The sequence below is a fragment of the Paenibacillus ilasis genome (assembly GCF_043195395.1).
GTDB lineage: Bacteria > Bacillota > Bacilli > Paenibacillales > Paenibacillaceae > Paenibacillus_AQ > Paenibacillus_AQ lautus.
The window spans coordinates 198,336-216,452 of record NZ_JBHDJG010000001.1 but is presented as its reverse complement, the minus strand read 5'-3'; the positions used below and the strand labels follow the sequence as shown (position 1 = coordinate 216,452).

Annotated in this window: 17 protein-coding genes; 5 read left to right on the top strand and 12 right to left on the bottom strand. The window is 48.2% G+C overall.

Annotation, left to right across the window (positions count from 1 at the left end):
* Positions 1-856: 856 nt before the first annotated feature.
* From ACETK5_RS01195 to ACETK5_RS01185, 3 genes are all read right to left on the bottom strand, one after another.
* Positions 857-1,588 carry a DUF6081 family protein gene (locus ACETK5_RS01195; RefSeq protein ID WP_100539095.1) on the bottom strand — a complete coding sequence of 244 codons (732 nt, stop codon included), beginning with the start codon at positions 1,586-1,588 and terminating at the stop codon, positions 857-859.
* Positions 1,589-1,605: 17 nt separating this feature from the next.
* The gene (locus tag ACETK5_RS01190) at positions 1,606-2,532 is read right to left on the bottom strand and encodes a prenyltransferase (protein ID WP_100539096.1); all 927 of its coding nucleotides are present in this window, start codon (positions 2,530-2,532) and stop codon (positions 1,606-1,608) included.
* A 148-nt stretch (positions 2,533-2,680) separates the two neighbouring features.
* On the bottom strand, positions 2,681-3,658 hold the full coding sequence (locus ACETK5_RS01185) for a LacI family DNA-binding transcriptional regulator (protein ID WP_394054148.1): 978 nt from the start codon (positions 3,656-3,658) through the stop codon (positions 2,681-2,683).
* A 172-nt stretch (positions 3,659-3,830) separates the two neighbouring features.
* Here ACETK5_RS01185 and ACETK5_RS01180 point away from each other — a divergent pair, with 172 nt between their 5' ends.
* Together ACETK5_RS01180 and ACETK5_RS01175 are read left to right on the top strand one after the other, a co-directional pair.
* Positions 3,831-4,148 (top strand): hypothetical protein, encoded by a 318-nt coding sequence (locus tag ACETK5_RS01180; RefSeq protein ID WP_394054147.1) that lies wholly within the window; start codon positions 3,831-3,833, stop codon positions 4,146-4,148.
* 182 nt (positions 4,149-4,330) lie between these two features.
* Positions 4,331-4,504 carry a hypothetical protein gene (locus ACETK5_RS01175; RefSeq protein ID WP_165789689.1) on the top strand — a complete coding sequence of 58 codons (174 nt, stop codon included), beginning with the start codon at positions 4,331-4,333 and terminating at the stop codon, positions 4,502-4,504.
* Between the two features lie 175 nt (positions 4,505-4,679).
* Here ACETK5_RS01175 and ACETK5_RS01170 read toward each other — a convergent pair whose 3' ends face one another.
* From ACETK5_RS01170 to ACETK5_RS01150, 5 genes are all read right to left on the bottom strand, one after another.
* Positions 4,680-5,510 carry a phosphoenolpyruvate hydrolase family protein gene (locus ACETK5_RS01170; protein WP_100539099.1) on the bottom strand — a complete coding sequence of 277 codons (831 nt, stop codon included), beginning with the start codon at positions 5,508-5,510 and terminating at the stop codon, positions 4,680-4,682.
* 50 nt (positions 5,511-5,560) lie between these two features.
* Positions 5,561-6,772: a Tm-1-like ATP-binding domain-containing protein gene (locus ACETK5_RS01165; RefSeq protein WP_100539100.1), complete on the bottom strand. Its 1,212-nt coding sequence runs from the start codon at positions 6,770-6,772 to the stop codon at positions 5,561-5,563.
* Between the two features lie 127 nt (positions 6,773-6,899).
* Complete coding sequence (locus ACETK5_RS01160; RefSeq protein ID WP_394054146.1) at positions 6,900-8,141, bottom strand: phosphoenolpyruvate hydrolase family protein; 1,242 nt, start codon at positions 8,139-8,141, stop codon at positions 6,900-6,902.
* Positions 8,142-8,185: 44 nt separating this feature from the next.
* Entirely contained in the window at positions 8,186-8,821 is a 636-nt protein-coding gene (locus tag ACETK5_RS01155; RefSeq protein ID WP_326114219.1) for a pyridoxamine 5'-phosphate oxidase family protein, read from the bottom strand.
* Between the two features lie 122 nt (positions 8,822-8,943).
* Complete coding sequence (locus ACETK5_RS01150) at positions 8,944-9,756, bottom strand: undecaprenyl-diphosphate phosphatase (RefSeq protein ID WP_394054145.1); 813 nt, start codon at positions 9,754-9,756, stop codon at positions 8,944-8,946.
* Positions 9,757-10,618: 862 nt separating this feature from the next.
* On the opposite strand from ACETK5_RS01150, the gene ACETK5_RS01145 reads away from it, so the two are divergent.
* Complete coding sequence (locus ACETK5_RS01145; RefSeq protein ID WP_394054144.1) at positions 10,619-11,059, top strand: hypothetical protein; 441 nt, start codon at positions 10,619-10,621, stop codon at positions 11,057-11,059.
* On the opposite strand, the gene ACETK5_RS01140 is transcribed toward ACETK5_RS01145, so the two are convergent.
* Complete coding sequence (locus ACETK5_RS01140) at positions 11,048-12,901, bottom strand: hypothetical protein (protein ID WP_394054143.1); 1,854 nt, start codon at positions 12,899-12,901, stop codon at positions 11,048-11,050. The genes ACETK5_RS01145 and ACETK5_RS01140 overlap by 12 nt on opposite strands.
* 332 nt (positions 12,902-13,233) lie before the next feature.
* Between ACETK5_RS01140 and ACETK5_RS01135 the strand changes: the two genes are divergently transcribed.
* Both ACETK5_RS01135 and ACETK5_RS01130 read left to right on the top strand, forming a co-directional pair.
* Complete coding sequence (locus tag ACETK5_RS01135) at positions 13,234-13,473, top strand: WGxxGxxG family protein (protein WP_326096084.1); 240 nt, start codon at positions 13,234-13,236, stop codon at positions 13,471-13,473.
* 176 nt (positions 13,474-13,649) lie between these two features.
* On the top strand, positions 13,650-14,096 hold the full coding sequence (locus ACETK5_RS01130; RefSeq protein WP_394054142.1) for a DUF6199 family natural product biosynthesis protein: 447 nt from the start codon (positions 13,650-13,652) through the stop codon (positions 14,094-14,096).
* Between the two features lie 789 nt (positions 14,097-14,885).
* Here the strand turns inward: ACETK5_RS01130 and groL are convergent.
* From groL to ACETK5_RS01115, 3 genes are all read right to left on the bottom strand, one after another.
* Positions 14,886-16,514, bottom strand: a complete 1,629-nt coding sequence (gene groL, locus ACETK5_RS01125) for a chaperonin GroEL (RefSeq protein ID WP_100539115.1) — start codon at positions 16,512-16,514, stop codon at positions 14,886-14,888.
* Positions 16,515-16,576: 62 nt separating this feature from the next.
* The gene (groES, locus tag ACETK5_RS01120; RefSeq protein WP_006212454.1) at positions 16,577-16,858 is read right to left on the bottom strand and encodes a co-chaperone GroES; all 282 of its coding nucleotides are present in this window, start codon (positions 16,856-16,858) and stop codon (positions 16,577-16,579) included.
* 278 nt (positions 16,859-17,136) lie between these two features.
* Positions 17,137-17,955 (bottom strand): nucleotidyltransferase domain-containing protein, encoded by an 819-nt coding sequence (locus tag ACETK5_RS01115; RefSeq protein ID WP_394054141.1) that lies wholly within the window; start codon positions 17,953-17,955, stop codon positions 17,137-17,139.
* Positions 17,956-18,117 lie beyond the last annotated feature (162 nt).

The window sequence follows — 18,117 nt, the reverse complement described above, 5'->3', positions numbered from 1 at the left end:
TTCCCGGTTTCAAAGGCGAACGCCAGGTCTCCTCCACCGATACATCCTCTTTTTTTTCTGGGGTTCGGCCTCCAATCTTTCCCACAAAGAGAGCCATCCCTCTTCTCAGGGATGGCTTTTCGGGGGCTGGACGGGGAGGGGCTAAGCTGACCCGTTCAACATGGTCAGCTAGCCAGATTTATGGCCGGGCATGCTGTGAATCCCCTTTTGGTCTCACGGGCTTCCCGGCTTGGAGGGACAGCTGGTGCCCCGGTGCCGTCCCGCTTAATCAAGATTGTCGGCCTCTGTTCTAGGGAGGATGTATCCGCTCCGGTCGCTGTTGAAACCAGGAAAACAGGATGATATTTTTGCGGTATTTTCCCGGTTTCAAAGGCGAACGCCAGGTCTCCTCCACCGATACATCCTCTTTTCTTGGGCTCGGCCTCCAATCTTTCCACCCACGAAAAGAATGCCATCCCTTTCGTCTGGGATGGATTTTTGGGGGCTGGGCGGGGGAGAGGCTTAGCTGACCCGTTCGACACGGTCAGCGTGCTGGCCTATGGCCGCACAAGCTGTAAAGTCCCCTTGGAACTCACAGGCTTGCCAGCTCAAATTGAGGGGCTGTTGGTGCCCAGAACAGCCCCTCTTAATCATCCCTGTCGGCCTCCTCTCCTCCACCCGGATTGCCGGACAAGCTGTGAATCCCTTTGGGACTCACAGGCTTGCCGGCTTGGCTTCTTCGTCTCGTGTTGCAGCTCTCCTATCATCTCTGACAAATAACGCGCCGCAGGCCCTCTAAAGCGCAGCCGAGCCACTTACACGAAAAAAAGATCATGCCCACATCTATGAGCATGATCTTTTTTCTACTATATAAACACTACTCTTTTATCGTAACCGTCACGGGAGAGTATTCGGCAATCACGGTTTGTCCATGCACGGATACGCTGCCCTGCGGCGTAAGGTCTTTTTCGGTCATGATGCCCAAGGCGATGGTGAATTTGTTGAACTTGATCGGGATGTTCTTCTCCCGGCGGATCTCTTCACCGTTCACATAGAAGATGGCTTCGTCATCAGCACGGTTATACGTGATTTTGTACGTGTTGAATTCCCGCGGTGTGAAGTGTGTATCTTCCTCTTTGAAAATGCAGAAGTAACGAGTCTTGTCCGATTCCGGCACCTGCACGCCCGGAAACGGCAGGACGGCATACACGCTGGCGTATTTGTCATTCGAAGCAAAAAAGTCCAGTGCTGCGCCCGTACTGAAATCCAGCAGGTTCAAAGATACGTAGCCGTCATACAGATCGCCGGGAACCGTACCTTGGGTGCGTGCCCGAATTTGAAGCTCGAAGGTCACCTCGCCGGATTCCGGCACTTCCACCTCTTCATTGGAGTAGTACATATGCTTGGCATTATCAAGAATTTGGATTTGATCATTCTGGCGGGTGAGCGGCGCGCGCACGTACAGGATGCCGTTGCGGACGATTACGACCGCATTCGGCTCGCGATATTCCCAGAATGAACCGTCCGGCAGCGGGAAACCGCCGATCTTCCAAGTCCCGCTCTCGGACAGGATAGAGTGAAAATCACCAAAAACGCGTTGTTGTTCCATCTAATTCCCCTTCTTCCTTACAAAGTCTGAATGATTCCCTGGATAATCAATGATAGGATCAGCACGCCGCCGCAGCGCATAGTGGTCATCGTTGACGCACCCATCAGCGGTAAATACGCTTCGGAACGATTGCTGTCCTTCAGTCTTCCATAGACAAGATACAACGGAATAATCGTAAGCAGTGCAATCAATGCGTAAGGCGGGAGCGCCCCGGCCAACACGCAGGCTATCAAGGATAAGCAGGCCAACAGCAGCAGGACCCGCGAGAAGCTCAGCGCTCTTTTTTCACCCCATACCACAACCAAGGTCTTCTTCCCGGCCTGACGGTCTGCCTGCCAATGCAAAAAGTGATGATTGAACAAAATCAGCGTTGTCAGAAGCCCGATAGGCAGTGACAGCAGCAGCGCCCGGACATCCATATGTGAGGTTTGAACGTAGTATGCGCCCATCACCGGCAAAATACCAAAGGATAGCAAAATCGCAATCTCGCTGAAACCTTTGCCGCGATATCCGAATTGAATCGGCGGTGCGACATAGAAATAAGCGATCAACCCGCCAAGTCCGCCGAAGACGAAAGCCCACCAGCCACTGATCAAACTAAGGATAATTCCGCTCAGCGCAGCAATCCCGAACAGCGTCCAGGTAACGATCTCGAATTTACGGAGCGACCAGACGCCCTTCGTCAGAAAACCGGAGTTCGTGGAGATCGCATCCACATGCTCCTGTGCTTCCGTATCCGTTCCATTCTTATAATCCCACAAATCGTTCACCATATTGGAGAACAGATGGGCAGCGCCGCTCCCGATCAAGGTCAATAAAAAAAGGCCTATATGAAATTCACCTGTCCATACATAAGCCCCGAGTGCTCCCAAAGCAACCGGAATCAGCATAACGGGAATCACTTTGATTCGGGAAGCTTTTTTAAACTGTTCAAGGGCATCCACTTTGGTTATGCTCCTTTCTATAATACAGAATAGAACGCCTGCAGACAGCTACAGACGTTAACGTTGTGAAACATGGAACTTGTTTAAATAAGAATATCATAATTGTCGAACTTTGTAATCCGTTTGTTAGAACTTGGCTATGCAGCCATTATACCGATGAGCGTTCGATCAGCTTGAAGGCAAGCTCCTTGCGAATCGGCTCTTTCTGCTCCCCTTGAATATGCGCATACAACATCTTGAAGGCCTCGGAACCCATATCAAACAGTCGGTTATCAATCGTGGTGAGACCCAGCATTTTGCCGATCGGCTGGTTATCGAAACCGATGACCGCGAGCTCTTGCGGAATGGAGAGTCCTCTCTTCTCGGCTTCATAGATCAAACCGGCGGCCACATGGTCACCCGTTACCAATAAACTGCTTGGGCGTTCCTCCATAGCAGACAGCCGATCCATAATCGCCGCACCGTCTTCCAGATCGATACAACCATCCAAAATCCATTCCTGGCGGTAAGGCTCTCCAATCTCCTTAAGCACTTCTTCATATGCCACTTGGCGTGCTCTCGTGCTCGGACTGTCCAGTCTTCCCACCGTGAAGCCGATGCGTCGATGTCCCCGCTCTATCAAATATTGCATGGCACTGCGAAATGCCTCCGCATGGTTTATATATATGGAAGAAAATAATCGTTCGCCCGCATCCTGACAGCATACAATCGGTCCATAAGCGCAATAGGCTTCGATCTGTTTCGGAGTCACGGCCGACGATAAAATAATGATGCCGTCAATCTCCCGGTTACGCAGCATCTCCAGCACTTCCACTTCCTTATCCGGCACATAACCGGTTTGGCACAGGACCAGGCGATAGCTAGCGGCAAGCGCTTCTTGGCCGGCTCCCTCCATCAGCAAGGAGAAGTAGGCATGATTAATAAACGGCAGCATGATGGCAATATTCATTGTTTTACCTGTAATCAGATGAACTGCATTCATATTCCGGGCGTATTTCAGCTGTTTCATGGTATCCAACACGCGTGTCCGCTTATCTTCTCTGACATAAGGGTGGTTATTCAGTACCCGGGATACCGTCGATACCGACACGCCTGCAAGCTTGGCAATCTCTTTAATATTAGCCACAATCCATCAAGCCCCCTTCATCCACTGGTTCCTTCCTGATACTATCATGAATGCTTTCCCTATTCAAAGGGAGGCAACCCGGCAGCAGAAGGCTAATGTCAGCGTGTACGCAATACCTATGTCATCCTTTTTTTTGGTACGATTAATCTATCATCCCTACGGAGGTATCGGCATGTCTAAACTGTTCAAGATACTTGGCGTTATATGGCTCATCGGCGGTTTTATCGGAGGAGTCATCGTTCATATCATAATGGAAGGCAATTGGTTAACCGGTATCGCTTGGCTGATTAGCGGCGCTATCTCAGGCGCGCTGTTCTATACGGTAGGTGAAATCCATGAAATCGTGTGGGAAAATAATGCCCTGCTCCGGGAAGTACTGCACCGTCTTCCTGAGCAGCCTGGCGACAAAAAACCGCCCCTTGGAAATTCCAGGGCTAATCTCAGCGCACTGAAGAATTATAAGATGAACGCTAAAGATGAACAACGATAAAAAGAGACTTGATCTGGTATGCTTTTCATACTTTACACTGAGGTTGGGTGGAAACCTTCATTCATTGTCAGCGTGACCGTAAGGGCGTGATGGCAAGGGCAAGGCTTCTGCCTTTTTATCATGATTCGCGAAACTTGGACCTTGTCCATTACGTTATCCTTGTCAAAAGGAGCTGATGGATAATGGAGACGTTTGGCAGAGGCTGCCTGTACATTATTATTGGCATGGTTGGATTGTTACTGCTTGCCGTACTATTGGGGACGACGATTACGCTCCCTTGGTTTATCTTCATTCCGCTTATCATTATCGCCTTTGCTGTAGCTGCATCCAAGAGCAAGCACAAGGATGATGATTAAGTGAAACCGCGGGTAAGTCGCCGGATGCTAGAGAGGTTGTTAACGCGTTGTTTTCTGATCCATATGCGAGTTAGACCGATCAGCCCGATGATCTAGCCACTGTACACCAAAAAGACTCCCTTGAAGGGAGTCTTTATCATTCCAGATGATTCCGATCACTCTTTATCTTATCGATTTATTTCGAGATATTCTTAAATGCCTCTGTTTGCTGCTTAATGCCAACCTCCGTGGCAAATCGTTCGATGCTGGATGCTCCGAAGAATCCTTCCACGCCCTTGGTTCTGGACAATACATATGCCGCATCCTCAGGTTCGGCAATGGGACCGCCATGGCACAGTATCATAATGTCCGGGTTGACGGCTTTACCGGCATCACAGATTGCCTGAATCTTTTCAACGCAATCATCAAGTGTCAATGCGGTTTTCGCACCTATGGTGCCTTTCGTGGTAAGACCCATATGAGCAACCAGGACATCGGCTCCGGCTTCGGCCATCTTCTTCGCCTGATCGACGTCAAACACATACGGCGTTGTCACCAAATCCAACTCATGCGCCTTCCGGATCATCTCGACCTCAAGATCATAACCCATCCCCGTCTCTTCCAGATTCGCCCGGAATACGCCGTCAATCAAGCCCACCGTCGGAAAGTTCTGCACACCCGCAAAGCCTTGCTCCTTCAGCTGCTTCAGAAAAATATCCATGATCCGGAACGGATCCGTGCCGCAAACACCTGCCAACACCGGCGTATGCTTCACGACCGGCAGTACCTCATTCCCCATATCCACCACAATCTGGTTCGCATCTCCGTACGCCATCAATCCGGCGAGCGAGCCGCGCCCAGCCATCCGGTAACGGCCCGAATTGTATATAATGATCAGATCTACGCCACCGGCTTCGGCGCTCTTGGCCGATATGCCCGTTCCTGCTCCCGCGCCCAATAGTACTTTACCGGCTGCTACCTCCGATTTTAATTTCGCCAACACTTCCGCTCTTGTTGTCATTGCCATGATCTTTTCCTCCTTCAGTGTGATGCTTAATTGTGTTGCCTGTGCCAAACTCACTGCTGTTTCATCAGTTCCATCAGCTTATCGGCCGCAGCCACGGCAAAGGCTTGATCATTAATGTCCGTATTCATTTCGATCAACTCAACGGTTTTACGGTCTATGCGTTGTCTTAACGTATCAAACAGCTTCTCATCCTCTTCCGGTCCATGGAATGCTTCACCTTCTACATCGAGCATCGATACGCCCTTCAATGGGAGCATAAGCACCGTAGGACCTTGCGAACCATTCAGCTTCTCTGCCATCTTCTCGCCAAGCTGCCGGTTCTCCTCCACCGTGGTCCTCATCAGCGTAACCGAGGGGTTATGCTTGTACAGATTCCGTTCCCGAAAAGCCTCCGGCACGGTATCATAAGGGCCAAAGTTGACCATATCCAGCGCTCCCGTAGATACGACCTGCGGCACCTTGCAGCGACCGGCTGCTTCCAGCCGATGCGGACCAGCTGCCAAAACGCCGCCCACCAGCTCATCGCACCATTCCGTTGTCGTCAAATCCAGCACACCGTCTATATATCCGGCCTCAATGAGGCTTTCCATCGTTTGCCCGCCCGTACCTGTTGCGTGAAATACAAGCACTTCGTACCCGTGCGACTCCAGATGCGCCCTGGCATAATCGATGCAAGGGGTCGTGACCCCAAACATCGTTGCTGCAACCAGCGGCTTCTTATCCATCGGGGGCGCCGATTCGAACTGAACCATACCGGCAATCGCATGCGCCGCGTTCGTAAATATTTTGGTTGAAAACGAGTTCAGTCCGGATACATCCACGATGGACGGGAACATGATGATATCACTTGTCCCCACATAAGGAGCCGTATTGCCGGATGCGACCGTGGACACCATCAGTTTCGGAACGCCGATCGGCAATGCCCTCATGCCGGCTGTGACGATCGAAGTACCTCCAGTACCTCCGAATGACAGCATGGCGTCGAATTTGCCCTCTGCATACAGCTTTGGTACGATTTTTTCCATTCCTTGAGCCAATACCTCAGTCCCTGCGGAACGGTCCTTCCGAGCCGCGATCTCGCGTATATCCACACCAGCTGCCGCTGCAACCTCGATGTTGGATACATCCGGCGTGAACATCGGCTCGAACACACCGCTATGAATCGTAAACGTCTTTAATCCCAAGCCCTCGATAACGGATTTAACGTATGAAAACTCGGCACCCTTCGAATCAAATGTCCCCGCAATAGCTACCGTCTTCACCGTGCAGACCTCCTCCAAATCTCATCTCAGGATCGCTTGCACCCGTCCTGACAGGTCCGGCATAGGATCCCTACAAGACCATAATACAGCGCTTTCAAATAAAAAGGATCGTATCGATGTACGATCTTTATGTATATTTGTCTTTCATATGCTGACGATAGGATTGGGGGGAAGTTCCCGCGTATTTTTTGAAGGTTTTGCTGAAATGAACATAGTCAGGGTAGCCTACCAGCTCCGCTATTCTGCCCAGAGACAGCTTGCTGCGCTTCATGATTTCCTGCGCTTTGTGAATCCTGTATTTGGCTATATATTCCGGAAAGCTGCATCCCACTTCCCTGTTAAAAAGTGCGCTCAGATGCGTTCGTGAAACATGAATTCGCTCTGCCAGCTCGGTCATTGAAATCGGGCCCGCGTAATTCTCGGCAACATACTCCCTTACAAAAGCAACATAATCCATCGGCTCTTCGAGCCGCGTCAGCTTCTCCATCAGCTGCCGATCCTGCTCCAGATGGCCCGTTGCCTTAAAACGAAACGTTGCATCCACAATGGCTTCTTCCGTCGGCGTTCGTTCAAAGCTCGAGCCACCCACGTAGCCCATGGCTGACGTGTTGTCATACATATACTGAACATCGATCGGCGTATGGACCGGACCGCCATACACCAGCTTGATCGGCCGCCTGCCCGAGTCGTCACATACTTCAAATATGTCTCTTGCGATTTCCGCCCCCTTCTCCAGCGACCATGCTTTCGTGGTTCCCATCAACCCACCTGCCGTGACGCCCAAATGGGCGCAGATGATATCGGCTCCCGCATCCAGCATCCACTTCGTCTGCTCCGGAGTAAAAACAAAAGCCATCGTAAACATATCTTGCTCATGAGCGGCCCGGACGGCCTCCACCTCCTGCAGATAGGTGATGCCCTCTTCCTCCAAGGCTTCACGGAACTGTCCATCAATCAGTCCCACGGTCGGATAGTTGATAATGCCGGCAAAACCGCTGCCGCGGATGATTGCCAAGTAATCGGGAAGCTGAATGGTTGGATCTGTCCCGCATATGCCGAAGATTACCGGTATGTCACGGACCACCGACAGAATCTCCCGCGAGCCGAATTCCATCACCATTTCATTGCAGTTCGCATAGGGCATGAAACCCGCCAAGGAGCCGAGCCCCATCTGCCGAAATCGGCCCGAATTCAGGGCCAGTATCAGATCGGCACCGCCCCTAACCGCATATTTTGCCGAGATTCCTGCCCCTGCCGCAACGCCAATCAATCGCTCCTGCGTCTGTATTCCTTTATGTAATCGGTCTAAAATTTGTTCTCTGGTCGTTATCAAAGCTATTGGTCCCCTTATCTTCAATCTGACCGTCATGTATCATCGTTTCCTTATATCGCTAAACCTATTATAAATGAATATCAATAGAGACGTTTAGTGTAACTGTCCTGCATTCCTCGGGTAACGGACTCCTCCGTCACGCTATCCTGATTCACATGATCCGCTATGATCTTGGACGGATTCGGCAGCTGTTCGCTTGGTATCCATGAATCGGGATTCCATGCTTGCGAACGCATGAAAGCTTTTGCGCAGTGGATGTAGCATTCTTCGACCCGTACCCCGATGCCAAGCCATGGCCGTTTGCCCTGTACGCTGAGCTGATCCAAAATGTCTTCGTCCCTAACCAAGACGGCGCTGCCGTTGACACGCAAGGTCTCTTTCAAACCCGGTATGACAAACACGAGGCCGACTTTCGGGTTGGACAAGATATTCCGCAGCGAATCAAACCGTCGATTGCCCGGCCGTTCCGGAATGACCAAACAGGATTCATCCATCACATGCACAAAGCCCGCCGCATCTCCCCTGGGCGAAACATCGCAGTAACCGGATGCGTCCGAAGTAGCCATAAATAGCAACGAACTCTTGGAAATGAAGTCTTTACAATGATGATCCAATCGATCAATCGCTTTATGTTTGACCACGTGATTGGACTCGCCGAACAGGTCGCGAAGCTCCTCCTCCGATGTAATGACGGACTGAAAAGGACTTTTTGTCATCATAATCACCCTCCTATTAACTACCTCTTATACCTCTGTTATAACATTCTTTTCCGCTTTTCACTGTAACGAAAAGAAGCTCCCCGCAAGTTTAACAAACCTACGAGAAGCTTCCTCCATTCTTATAAGAAGATAAGCAGCAATATGCCAACAATAAAGCAATAATAAGCGAAATATTTCAGATTCCCGCGCGCCATGATATTCATGAACCATTTCATCGCAAAATAGGTACAGATCAGTGTTGCGATAAATGCGATCAGATAGGGAATGAACAGCGATGAAAAATCGGGATCCGATGCGATATCCGACACGCCCAGCACCATGCCTCCGAGGCTTATCGGGATGTACAGCATAAAGGAAAACCGAAGCGCCGTCTCCTGCTTCATCCCCACAGCGATTGACGTAATGACGGTCGAACCGGATCGGCTGATACCCGGGATCAGCGCAACCGCCTGGGCCAAACCTACGATAATTGCGTCCTTGAATGACAGGTCATTGTCCAGCTTGCGGCCGCGAAGGTTCCGAATCAGCCAAAGGGCGACCCCCGTAAACAGCAGCGCAATGCCAACCGTACGTACGGAAGCGAATATTTCTTCAATCTGATCTTTAAACAACAGACCAATAATGACGGCCGGAATAGTACCTACAATAATATACAGAATGAACATGAAGTCGGACTTATACTCCGGTTTTCGTGTGCGTAAATAACTTAGGCCGTTCACGATCAATCTCTGCAAATCCTTGCGATAGATAAACGCAATCGCAATCAATGAGGCCGCATTAGTCAGCATTTCGAACGACAGCCCATTCTGCTCCATGCCCATAAGTCTCTGGGCGACAATCAAATGACCGCTGGAGGATACCGGAATCGGCTCCGTCACCCCTTGCACAATCCCCAGCAGCAGGTACTTCAACCACAAGATGAAATCTTCCATTACTCTCCTACTCTCTTTACAACATTGATATGGCTTATAAAAAATACTAGTCTATCATAGCCCAAAAAAATAGCAACAATCAAACCACGCGCGGCCAAAAAAGGTATGTAAACAAGAGAAGCCCCTCTAACCACGGAATTAGAGGGGCTCCTAATCTATTGTTAAGAGGTGATTCCATCATAAGATATGTAGCTTAATGAAACCTTAAAGCTTCATTAGAGGGACATAAAAAGTGGTGAGTACCCCATTGATCACTGTGGTCACACATCGGTGCGGCTTATCCTTCACATCATCAGGATGAATATGATACTGGAATTCATTTACCTGATCCTGCAAATCGTCCAGATGGGAATCGCTAAAGAGCTCTACCTTCAATGTTTTTAAGCATGTAAGCACCCCCATTTCAAACTTCGACATAAAACGGGAGTTTCCCTGTTGGAGTTAAGTACACGGACATTTCATACCATAACATAAACTGATCTTTTATCGTCTGTTTTCCTCATACACAGGCAAGCGGAACCTAAATTATGGTATATTGTTGGAGTCGACGTTCGATTTTAATGGAATTATCATATAAACTTTTTGGTGGTGGAACAGAATTATGCAAGTCCAACGCAAACGAATCATCGGGATGACTGCCATACTGATGTTACTTTCAGCCGTTCTCTTCTACGCCATAATCTATGTGATGGAACGCCCAGGTGGACTATCCGATCGACGCATGTCACGAGCGCTGGAGCTTAACAGTATCCTTCATATCCCCCTCGGGAAGACCCCGGATAACGCGGTTGAACAGTTTAGAGGCCCATCGTCCATGTATGTCATTCACCGAGAACCCGTGAGAGGAGGTACTCTGTTATTTATGAAACGGCCTTACCAAGCGGGAAGCCATCATTTGCAGGTAGAATATGTACGAAAAACATGGATCGGTTGGAAATGGGTTTGGGGCGGCGGTTATGGAATCGGCGAATCTTCACAATCCGTAACGGCGTTAAATTACATGGGCCTTCCTGAATTAGACCATATCTCTACCCCTTTTCCCATGGTGTTCGGGGATATCCTGGACCCCTCGATAAAAAAAGTAAAAGTCAAGATCAGGGGCGAAGGTAGTTTTAACGCTAAACTGACTTCAGCTGAACCTGGAAGAATGATCTGGTTCGTGTTTGTGCCGTCGCCAGCTTCCATACCTTTTGATATTGAGGGTTATAATGAAGAAGGGACTCTCATCGCTCGCAAAACGATAACCGATCCGCGAGACAGCGGCTCGGTCCATTTAGAAATGGATTTGAAGTTAATCCGGTAAAATGAAGGGTGAAAGTTCTACAATTGCACCTTTTGCCGACTCGTCCGAGTCTGGCTGCAAATCCTCTTTAGGCACAGATGCACGAACCACCAGCACGTTGGCCGAAATGATGCTTCCCTTATATTGTGCATAGATCTTGGTTATTCCCCGCTTATGTCCGATCAGGTTTCCTTCCTCATCCACCTCGGCTATATCCGGATGATCACTGGTGAATGTGGTTTGCCTTGTGATGTCGATTTCGTTTTGGTTGATATAGTTACGCAATATGACCCTCAAGTCAAGCATCGTGCCTTCCGCAAGCGAATACTCGTAAGAATCGAGTTTGATATAGCCAGAGACAGGATCGAATTCGTCCGTGTCTTCCGGGAACACGGTAACGTTCAATCTGGCCGCGAAACCTTCATATGTTGCTTCGACATAGGTGCTCCCCGGCTCATGCCCCGTAATCCGGCCCAAGGCGTCGATTTCCACGATGGCGCTGTCCGCCGACACATAATCAGCGGTGCTGGACAAATCGCTCTTTGTGCCGTCGGAATAAACCGCTTGAAGCACGGTGGAGACGTTTGTACCTGCTTTCAATTGCTTATCCTTTTCCGTAAACGAGATGCCCGTCAGCGTACGTTCGTCAGGCGGTATGTTCACTAAAGGCGACAGCTTCATCAGCTGGAACTTAGTCACGTCCCCCCGCTTAACGGTTCCCGGAAAAATAAATCCGCCATCAGGAGTTACCGCTGCACTTCCGACGTTGTTGATGGGAGGGCCCTTAAATAATTCCCTACTGATCAACTCGCCGTTCCCATCGACGCTCAGCACATCATATTGATTTTTGTAATCCAGACTGTTTTGAGAAATATGTTGTCCCAGCATGGCATAGCCGTCTTTGGTGCGGACAAGACGTTTGAAGTATTCGGAATTCGTCCCGTCTCGATATGTTTTTTCCCATTGTACCTGTCCGTTCAGGTCCGTCTTGGTCAGTACGTTCACATGATTACGGTTGACCCTTTTTCCACTGCCAATGACATAACCACCATCTTCCGAAGCCGTCATGGAAAATGCAGACCATCTGCTATCCTGCTCTTTGAATTGTTTCGACCAGACCTCTTTGCCTTGATCATCGATTTTGACCATCAGCATCGCATCCAGGTCTCCCGATTCATATTCCGCCCGGCCTACGCTGCCAACGGCCATATACCCTCCGTCATTGGCCGGAATCATATCGTTGAACGCCACGCTGTCCGCGTAATTGTATGTGTTATACCACAACGTGTTGCCGTTTTTATCAATCTTTAAAATATAGGCTTTTTCATAGGCAACCCAGCCTACGGACCCACTCCCGGCTATAAAAAAATCGCCGTCCTCCGTTTCGACAATTGCAGTCGGGGTACTATGAATTGTATCATCCTGTACCTTCTCCCATAATACATTGCCCGATGAATCCAGTCTGATTATATACAGCTGACCAACAATCGGTACGTCTTCTGAATTCGTGTTACCGGCTACGAGATATCCGCCGTCCTTCGTCTCAATGACCCGGTATGCCATACTATTCGTAGTAGGATACATAGGCTTCTGTTCCCATTCAACCTGGCCCTCTGCATCAAGCTTTAAAATGTAAGCCTTTTGATACTTTCCAGCCTCGAAGATACCTCCAACGGCTATATAGCCGCCATCAGAAGTCGGGATCACTTCATTCCCTGCGGAGTTACTCCCGTAATCCCTGGACCATTCGACAGTTGACTGCACCGAATCGGCAGCCGCGTGGCTAAATCCGGGCATTAACCCAAACATCAGCAGCAATCCGGCAAAACACGCAATCCATAATCGTGAATATTTTCTAGACACAATCCTACCCCCATTAGCAAATGATATTTGTCAATATTTTCAATTCCCTATTATTATTCATTCGATCCTCTGGAATTGGTATCCAACAAACTTCATAATTCTCTGATGCAATGGGGCTGTTTTCCATATATGGATAAACATAAGAAATCAGGACACTTTCACTATTCGGAAGGCAAAAGTAAACCTTTCGGTTTACGAATTGCCCGGGTATCGGACAAGGATTAGGCGGTCACTATTCTTAAGTCCTAAAAAAGGATTATTAAGGTTTATTATGGGCACCATAATGTCGGTACCTGCCCATACATTTTAATACTGAAAGGAGGTCAACAACTTTGAAGAAAATCTGTATGTCTTTTCTTGCTGCGTTGAGCATTGCTTTAATGCTGGTTGTCCCTGTTTCCGCCGAAAACAATAACATGAATGCAAACGACATGAACACAAACAACGTAAACGCAAGAAGCTATAACACCAACGCAGCAAACAATGATAATGACACAGACTGGGGTTGGCTTGGATTAATCGGCTTAGCCGGTCTTGTTGGTCTAAGACGCCGTACCCCGGAGCGCCATTAATTAAAGCGAAGAACCGAGGAAACGAAGGTAAAGTCCTGCTCAATTAGAGCAGGACTTTTTTTCTCTGTAGTTCCCTTTATCTCTCATAACATTTACTCCCCATTCTCCATGTTCACTTCTCTTTACTGAAACCTCCATTTTGTCACTGCGTATGTATCATCAAGGGGCTGATTTACATGTTTTGGATTTTTTTGGGAGTCGTTATCATTATACTTTGCCGATATAACTTCAAAAATCCGGATTCCGATTGGGTTCGATGGGGGAAAAAATTACCGGACGACTACGAACAGGATGATCATGATTTATTAAAAACCCAGGTTGGTGCATCAATAGGTGGATTTTTTGGTGGTATATTGATTCTAATGGGGCTATCGACTCTGGTGCAGGGAGGTAACGCTATGCCATGGGGCACACTTTTTCTTTTTGCTATCGTCTTAATAGGCATTGGCATTCTTGCCAGAAAGTATCCGACATTCGGATGGAGAATGAATGAGGGATGGAAAGTCAAAGGAGATTCTGAACCAAGCGATACTTACATTGATTTAGTGAAATTCGGTGGATTAATTTCCATTTGCTTGGGATCGATATTTTTTGTGCTTGGAATGATGACTTTATTGCTTTGATATTTAATGCAGCGATCTTATCCGCCTTTTTCGCTTGGAACCGAGTCATAACGGATTCAAAGTCAGATTATACCCTTAAGCGTTGTTTACCCGGATAGAGGAACGCGAGATGGAGGACGTTGTCGGTAAACTGAAGGATAGCATGTATGACATGTACACGTGTTCAAATAAATTATAGTAAGTTTTACCCCCCTTTGATATACTGACATTATTACTTTAGTCATGGGTGCGTGATCAGTCAAATGTGGGATAAAGAACTGAAAATAGCCATACAGAAGAAGCAAAATGTGACGATATACCTTATTGATGGCGCAGTATTACAAGGCATACCTGATGCTTGTACAGATCGCTTAGAGATGCGGAGTGTTTATGGGCCAGTCTGGGTACCATTCGAGGAAATAAAACATGTGAGTCGATTAATACGACTAGACGTAGAAAAGAAACTACTTGGGCATAGCTAGTAGTTTCTTTTTGCTATCTATAAATGAAATGTACTTGGGTACCCCTCCAAATAGTTACCTCCCCAGCTTCCTGCTCCTCGATTGTCAGATGGATATATGATAGGCCAGCAGGGATTTTCTTACCGATGCCTTCAGTTATTCTTTTTTAAGGATAGTCAAGTTGGCATATATTTGTAAATCACTTCTCAGTAATTGTCGCTGTCTTGGTTCTATTATCCCAAGATAATTCATCCCCTCATATATACATCTATACATTGTGGCTTTATACAAGAAAAGAGACCCCGAGAGGTCTCTTTTTCATTGATATGACAGGCTTTTGGGGCCTTACTTACATCATGCCGCCCATTCCACCCATGCCGCCCATGTCAGGCATAGCTGGTTTTTCTGGTTCTGGCTTGTCAGCGATAACCGCTTCAGTTGTCAGGAACATAGCCGCAACGGAAGCTGCGTTTTGAAGAGCGGAACGCGTTACTTTCGCAGGGTCAACGATACCTGCTTCGAACATGTTCACCCAAGTGTCTGTAGCGGCGTTGTAGCCGATACCGATCTCTTCTTTTTTCAGACGCTCAACGATAACAGAACCTTCTTTACCAGCGTTTGCTGCAATCGTGCGGATTGGCTCTTCCAGAGCGCGCAGAACGATGTTCACGCCTGTTTTCTCGTCGCCTTCTACTTGCACACCAGCAACAGCGTTGTATACGTTAACGAGCGCTGTACCACCACCGGATACCATACCTTCTTCAACCGCAGCGCGGGTTGCGTTCAGGGCATCTTCGATGCGCAGTTTGCGTTCTTTCAATTCCGTTTCCGTAGCCGCGCCGACTTTGATAACCGCTACGCCGCCAGCCAATTTAGCCAGACGCTCTTGCAGTTTTTCTTTGTCGAAATCGGAAGTGGTCTCTTCCAATTGGTTGCGGATTTGCTTCACGCGAGCTTCGATGTCTTCTTTGTTGCCAGCACCATCCACGATGATGGTGTTCTCTTTGGTTACGCGCACTTGACGAGCAGTACCCAATTGATCGATGGAAGCTGTTTTCAGGTCGAGACCGAGCTCTTCCGTAATCACTTGGCCGCCAGTCAATGCAGCGATATCTTGCAGCATGGCTTTACGACGGTCACCGAAGCCAGGAGCTTTAACAGCGACAGCGTTAAACGTACCGCGCAGTTTGTTCACGATCAGCATCGCTTGCGCTTCGCCTTCGATGTCTTCCGCAATCAGAACGAGCGGTTTGCCTTGCTGTACGATTTTTTCAAGGATCGGCAGGATCTCTTGCGTGTTGGTTACTTTTTTATCAGTGATCAGGATGTATGGATTCTCAAGAACAGCTTCCATCTTATCCGTATCGGTAATCATGTATGGAGAGATGTAGCCGCGGTCGAATTGCATACCTTCTACAACTTCCAGCTCTGTCAAGAAGCCGCGGGATTCTTCAACGGTGATGACGCCGTCTTTGCCCACTTTATCCATAGCTTCTGCAATCAGTTGACCTACTTCTTCGTCAGCTGCGGATACGGAAGCGACTTGAGCGATTTCCTGGTGGTTTTTAACTTCTTTCGCGATGTTTTGAAGCTCAGCCACAGCTGCTTTAACCGCTTTGTCGATACCCTTACGGATGATCATTGGGTTAGCGCCAGCTGTTACGTTCTTCAGACCTTCACGGATCATAGCTTGTGCCAGAACCGTTGCTGTTGTTGTACCGTCACCGGCAACATCGTTGGTTTTGGTAGCTACTTCTTTAACAAGCTGAGCACCCATGTTCTCGAATGCATCTTCCAGCTCGATTTCTTTAGCGATGGTTACACCGTCATTCGTGATGAGCGGGCTTCCGAATTTCTTCTCAAGAACCACGTTACGGCCTTTCGGTCCGAGTGTTACTTTAACTGCATTTGCCAAAGCGTCTACACCGCGAAGCATTGCGCGACGGGCGTCTTCACTGAACTTAATGTCTTTTGCCATGGTATTACATACCTCCCTAGTGGATTATGAAATAGTGAACCAAAGATATATTCAGGCGTTCATTAGCCTAAGATCGCGTGGATGTCGCTTTCTTTCATAATCAAATATTCTTTACCTTCGTATTTGATTTCTGTTCCAGCGTATTTGGAGAAAATGACGCGGTCGCCTTCTTTAACTTCCAAAGGTACACGTGCGCCGTCTTTCAGGGAGCCACTGCCTACAGCAATAACTTTACCTTCTTGCGGCTTTTCTTTAGCAGAGTCAGGAAGTACAATCCCGAATGCCGTAGTTTCTTCTTGTTCGATCGGTTCTACCAATACGCGTTCACCTAAAGGTCTGATCATGAAAAAATAGCCTCCTTTAAATATGTTGTGATGCTTTTTTCAAAGCTTTATGTATTAGCACTCGACAACCCTCAGTGCTAACAACCAATTTTATGATACTCAAGTTGTCTTAAAATTTCAAGTCCTTTGCATGATTTTTTGATCATTTTTTTGCAATTGGGACTCTGATCGGGGTTGTCCCTAAACCCCCTTCTCCATTGTATCCATGGCCAGCCAAAATATGCCTGATTCGTAAGGTACAACTGTACGGCTGAAAACCAACTAACCCTCCCCTTTCGTCAAACCTTGAATAACTGCGGTCCGCCTGTACCCCATGCTGCAACCAGTGCGTTCCGAAACAAAGCATCCAGCCTTTGATCCAGATCCATATCTTGATGCTTCTTATCCTTGACCAGCAGCTCATATCCGTTCAATTTCTCTTCGATGAATGCGTTAATAATAGGAAGCTTCGGTTCAACATCCATCTCTTCACCCGAACGTTTGCGAAGAAGCAATTGATTGATCTCCTGTTTCAGTGCACTTCCCTGATCTAATAGGCGATCCGTAAGCAGCTCGAATTCCATGGGAGGCATCTCGTTATAGGTCTGAATCCAGTCGCATGCCAGAATCGGACGCAGTACGTAGAAATACTTTTTGATCTTAACGTCTCCCCCTTGCAAATACATCCGGTAATTGCCCTTGGCCATGTTCAGGTAGTGGTGCATGCAAGATTTAGGCGAGAAGGCAAGCGGTGATATGCTGCGGATTTGCTGGGCGATGCCAAGCGTCTCCTTATACTTGATGGGGGACTCCAACCACTCGAGCAGGGGAGGATTCGACTTACGAAAAAGCCCCAGTGCTTTTTTCAAATCCCAACCGCTCATATCCAGCCTGTCGCTGATCGGCCGCTCAATCACATCTCGCTTGTCGAATATGGATAAATACCAGTCCACGGGTCTGATGTAGATAAACCTTACGTCATAATCGCTGTCCATCGACGGGAAGCCCCAGGCCCTGCTGCCTGACTCGCAGGCATACAGGATAAGAACCCCTTCCTCCCGCTCAATCAGATCAAGTTCTTGCTGAATTGTCGATTTCATTTCCTGCGTTATATTCATATCCGAAATCTCTCCTTTACGTATGTGCCGTGTGATTTCCGATATTCTTATTGTCTTCCAAGCGTTCCTATTTCAACAGGGCGAAAGTATGGCGATAACAAAAGTTGTTACAATATCCTTCCTTTATGCGGTTCCATATCCTTGCTACAATAGTTACAGACA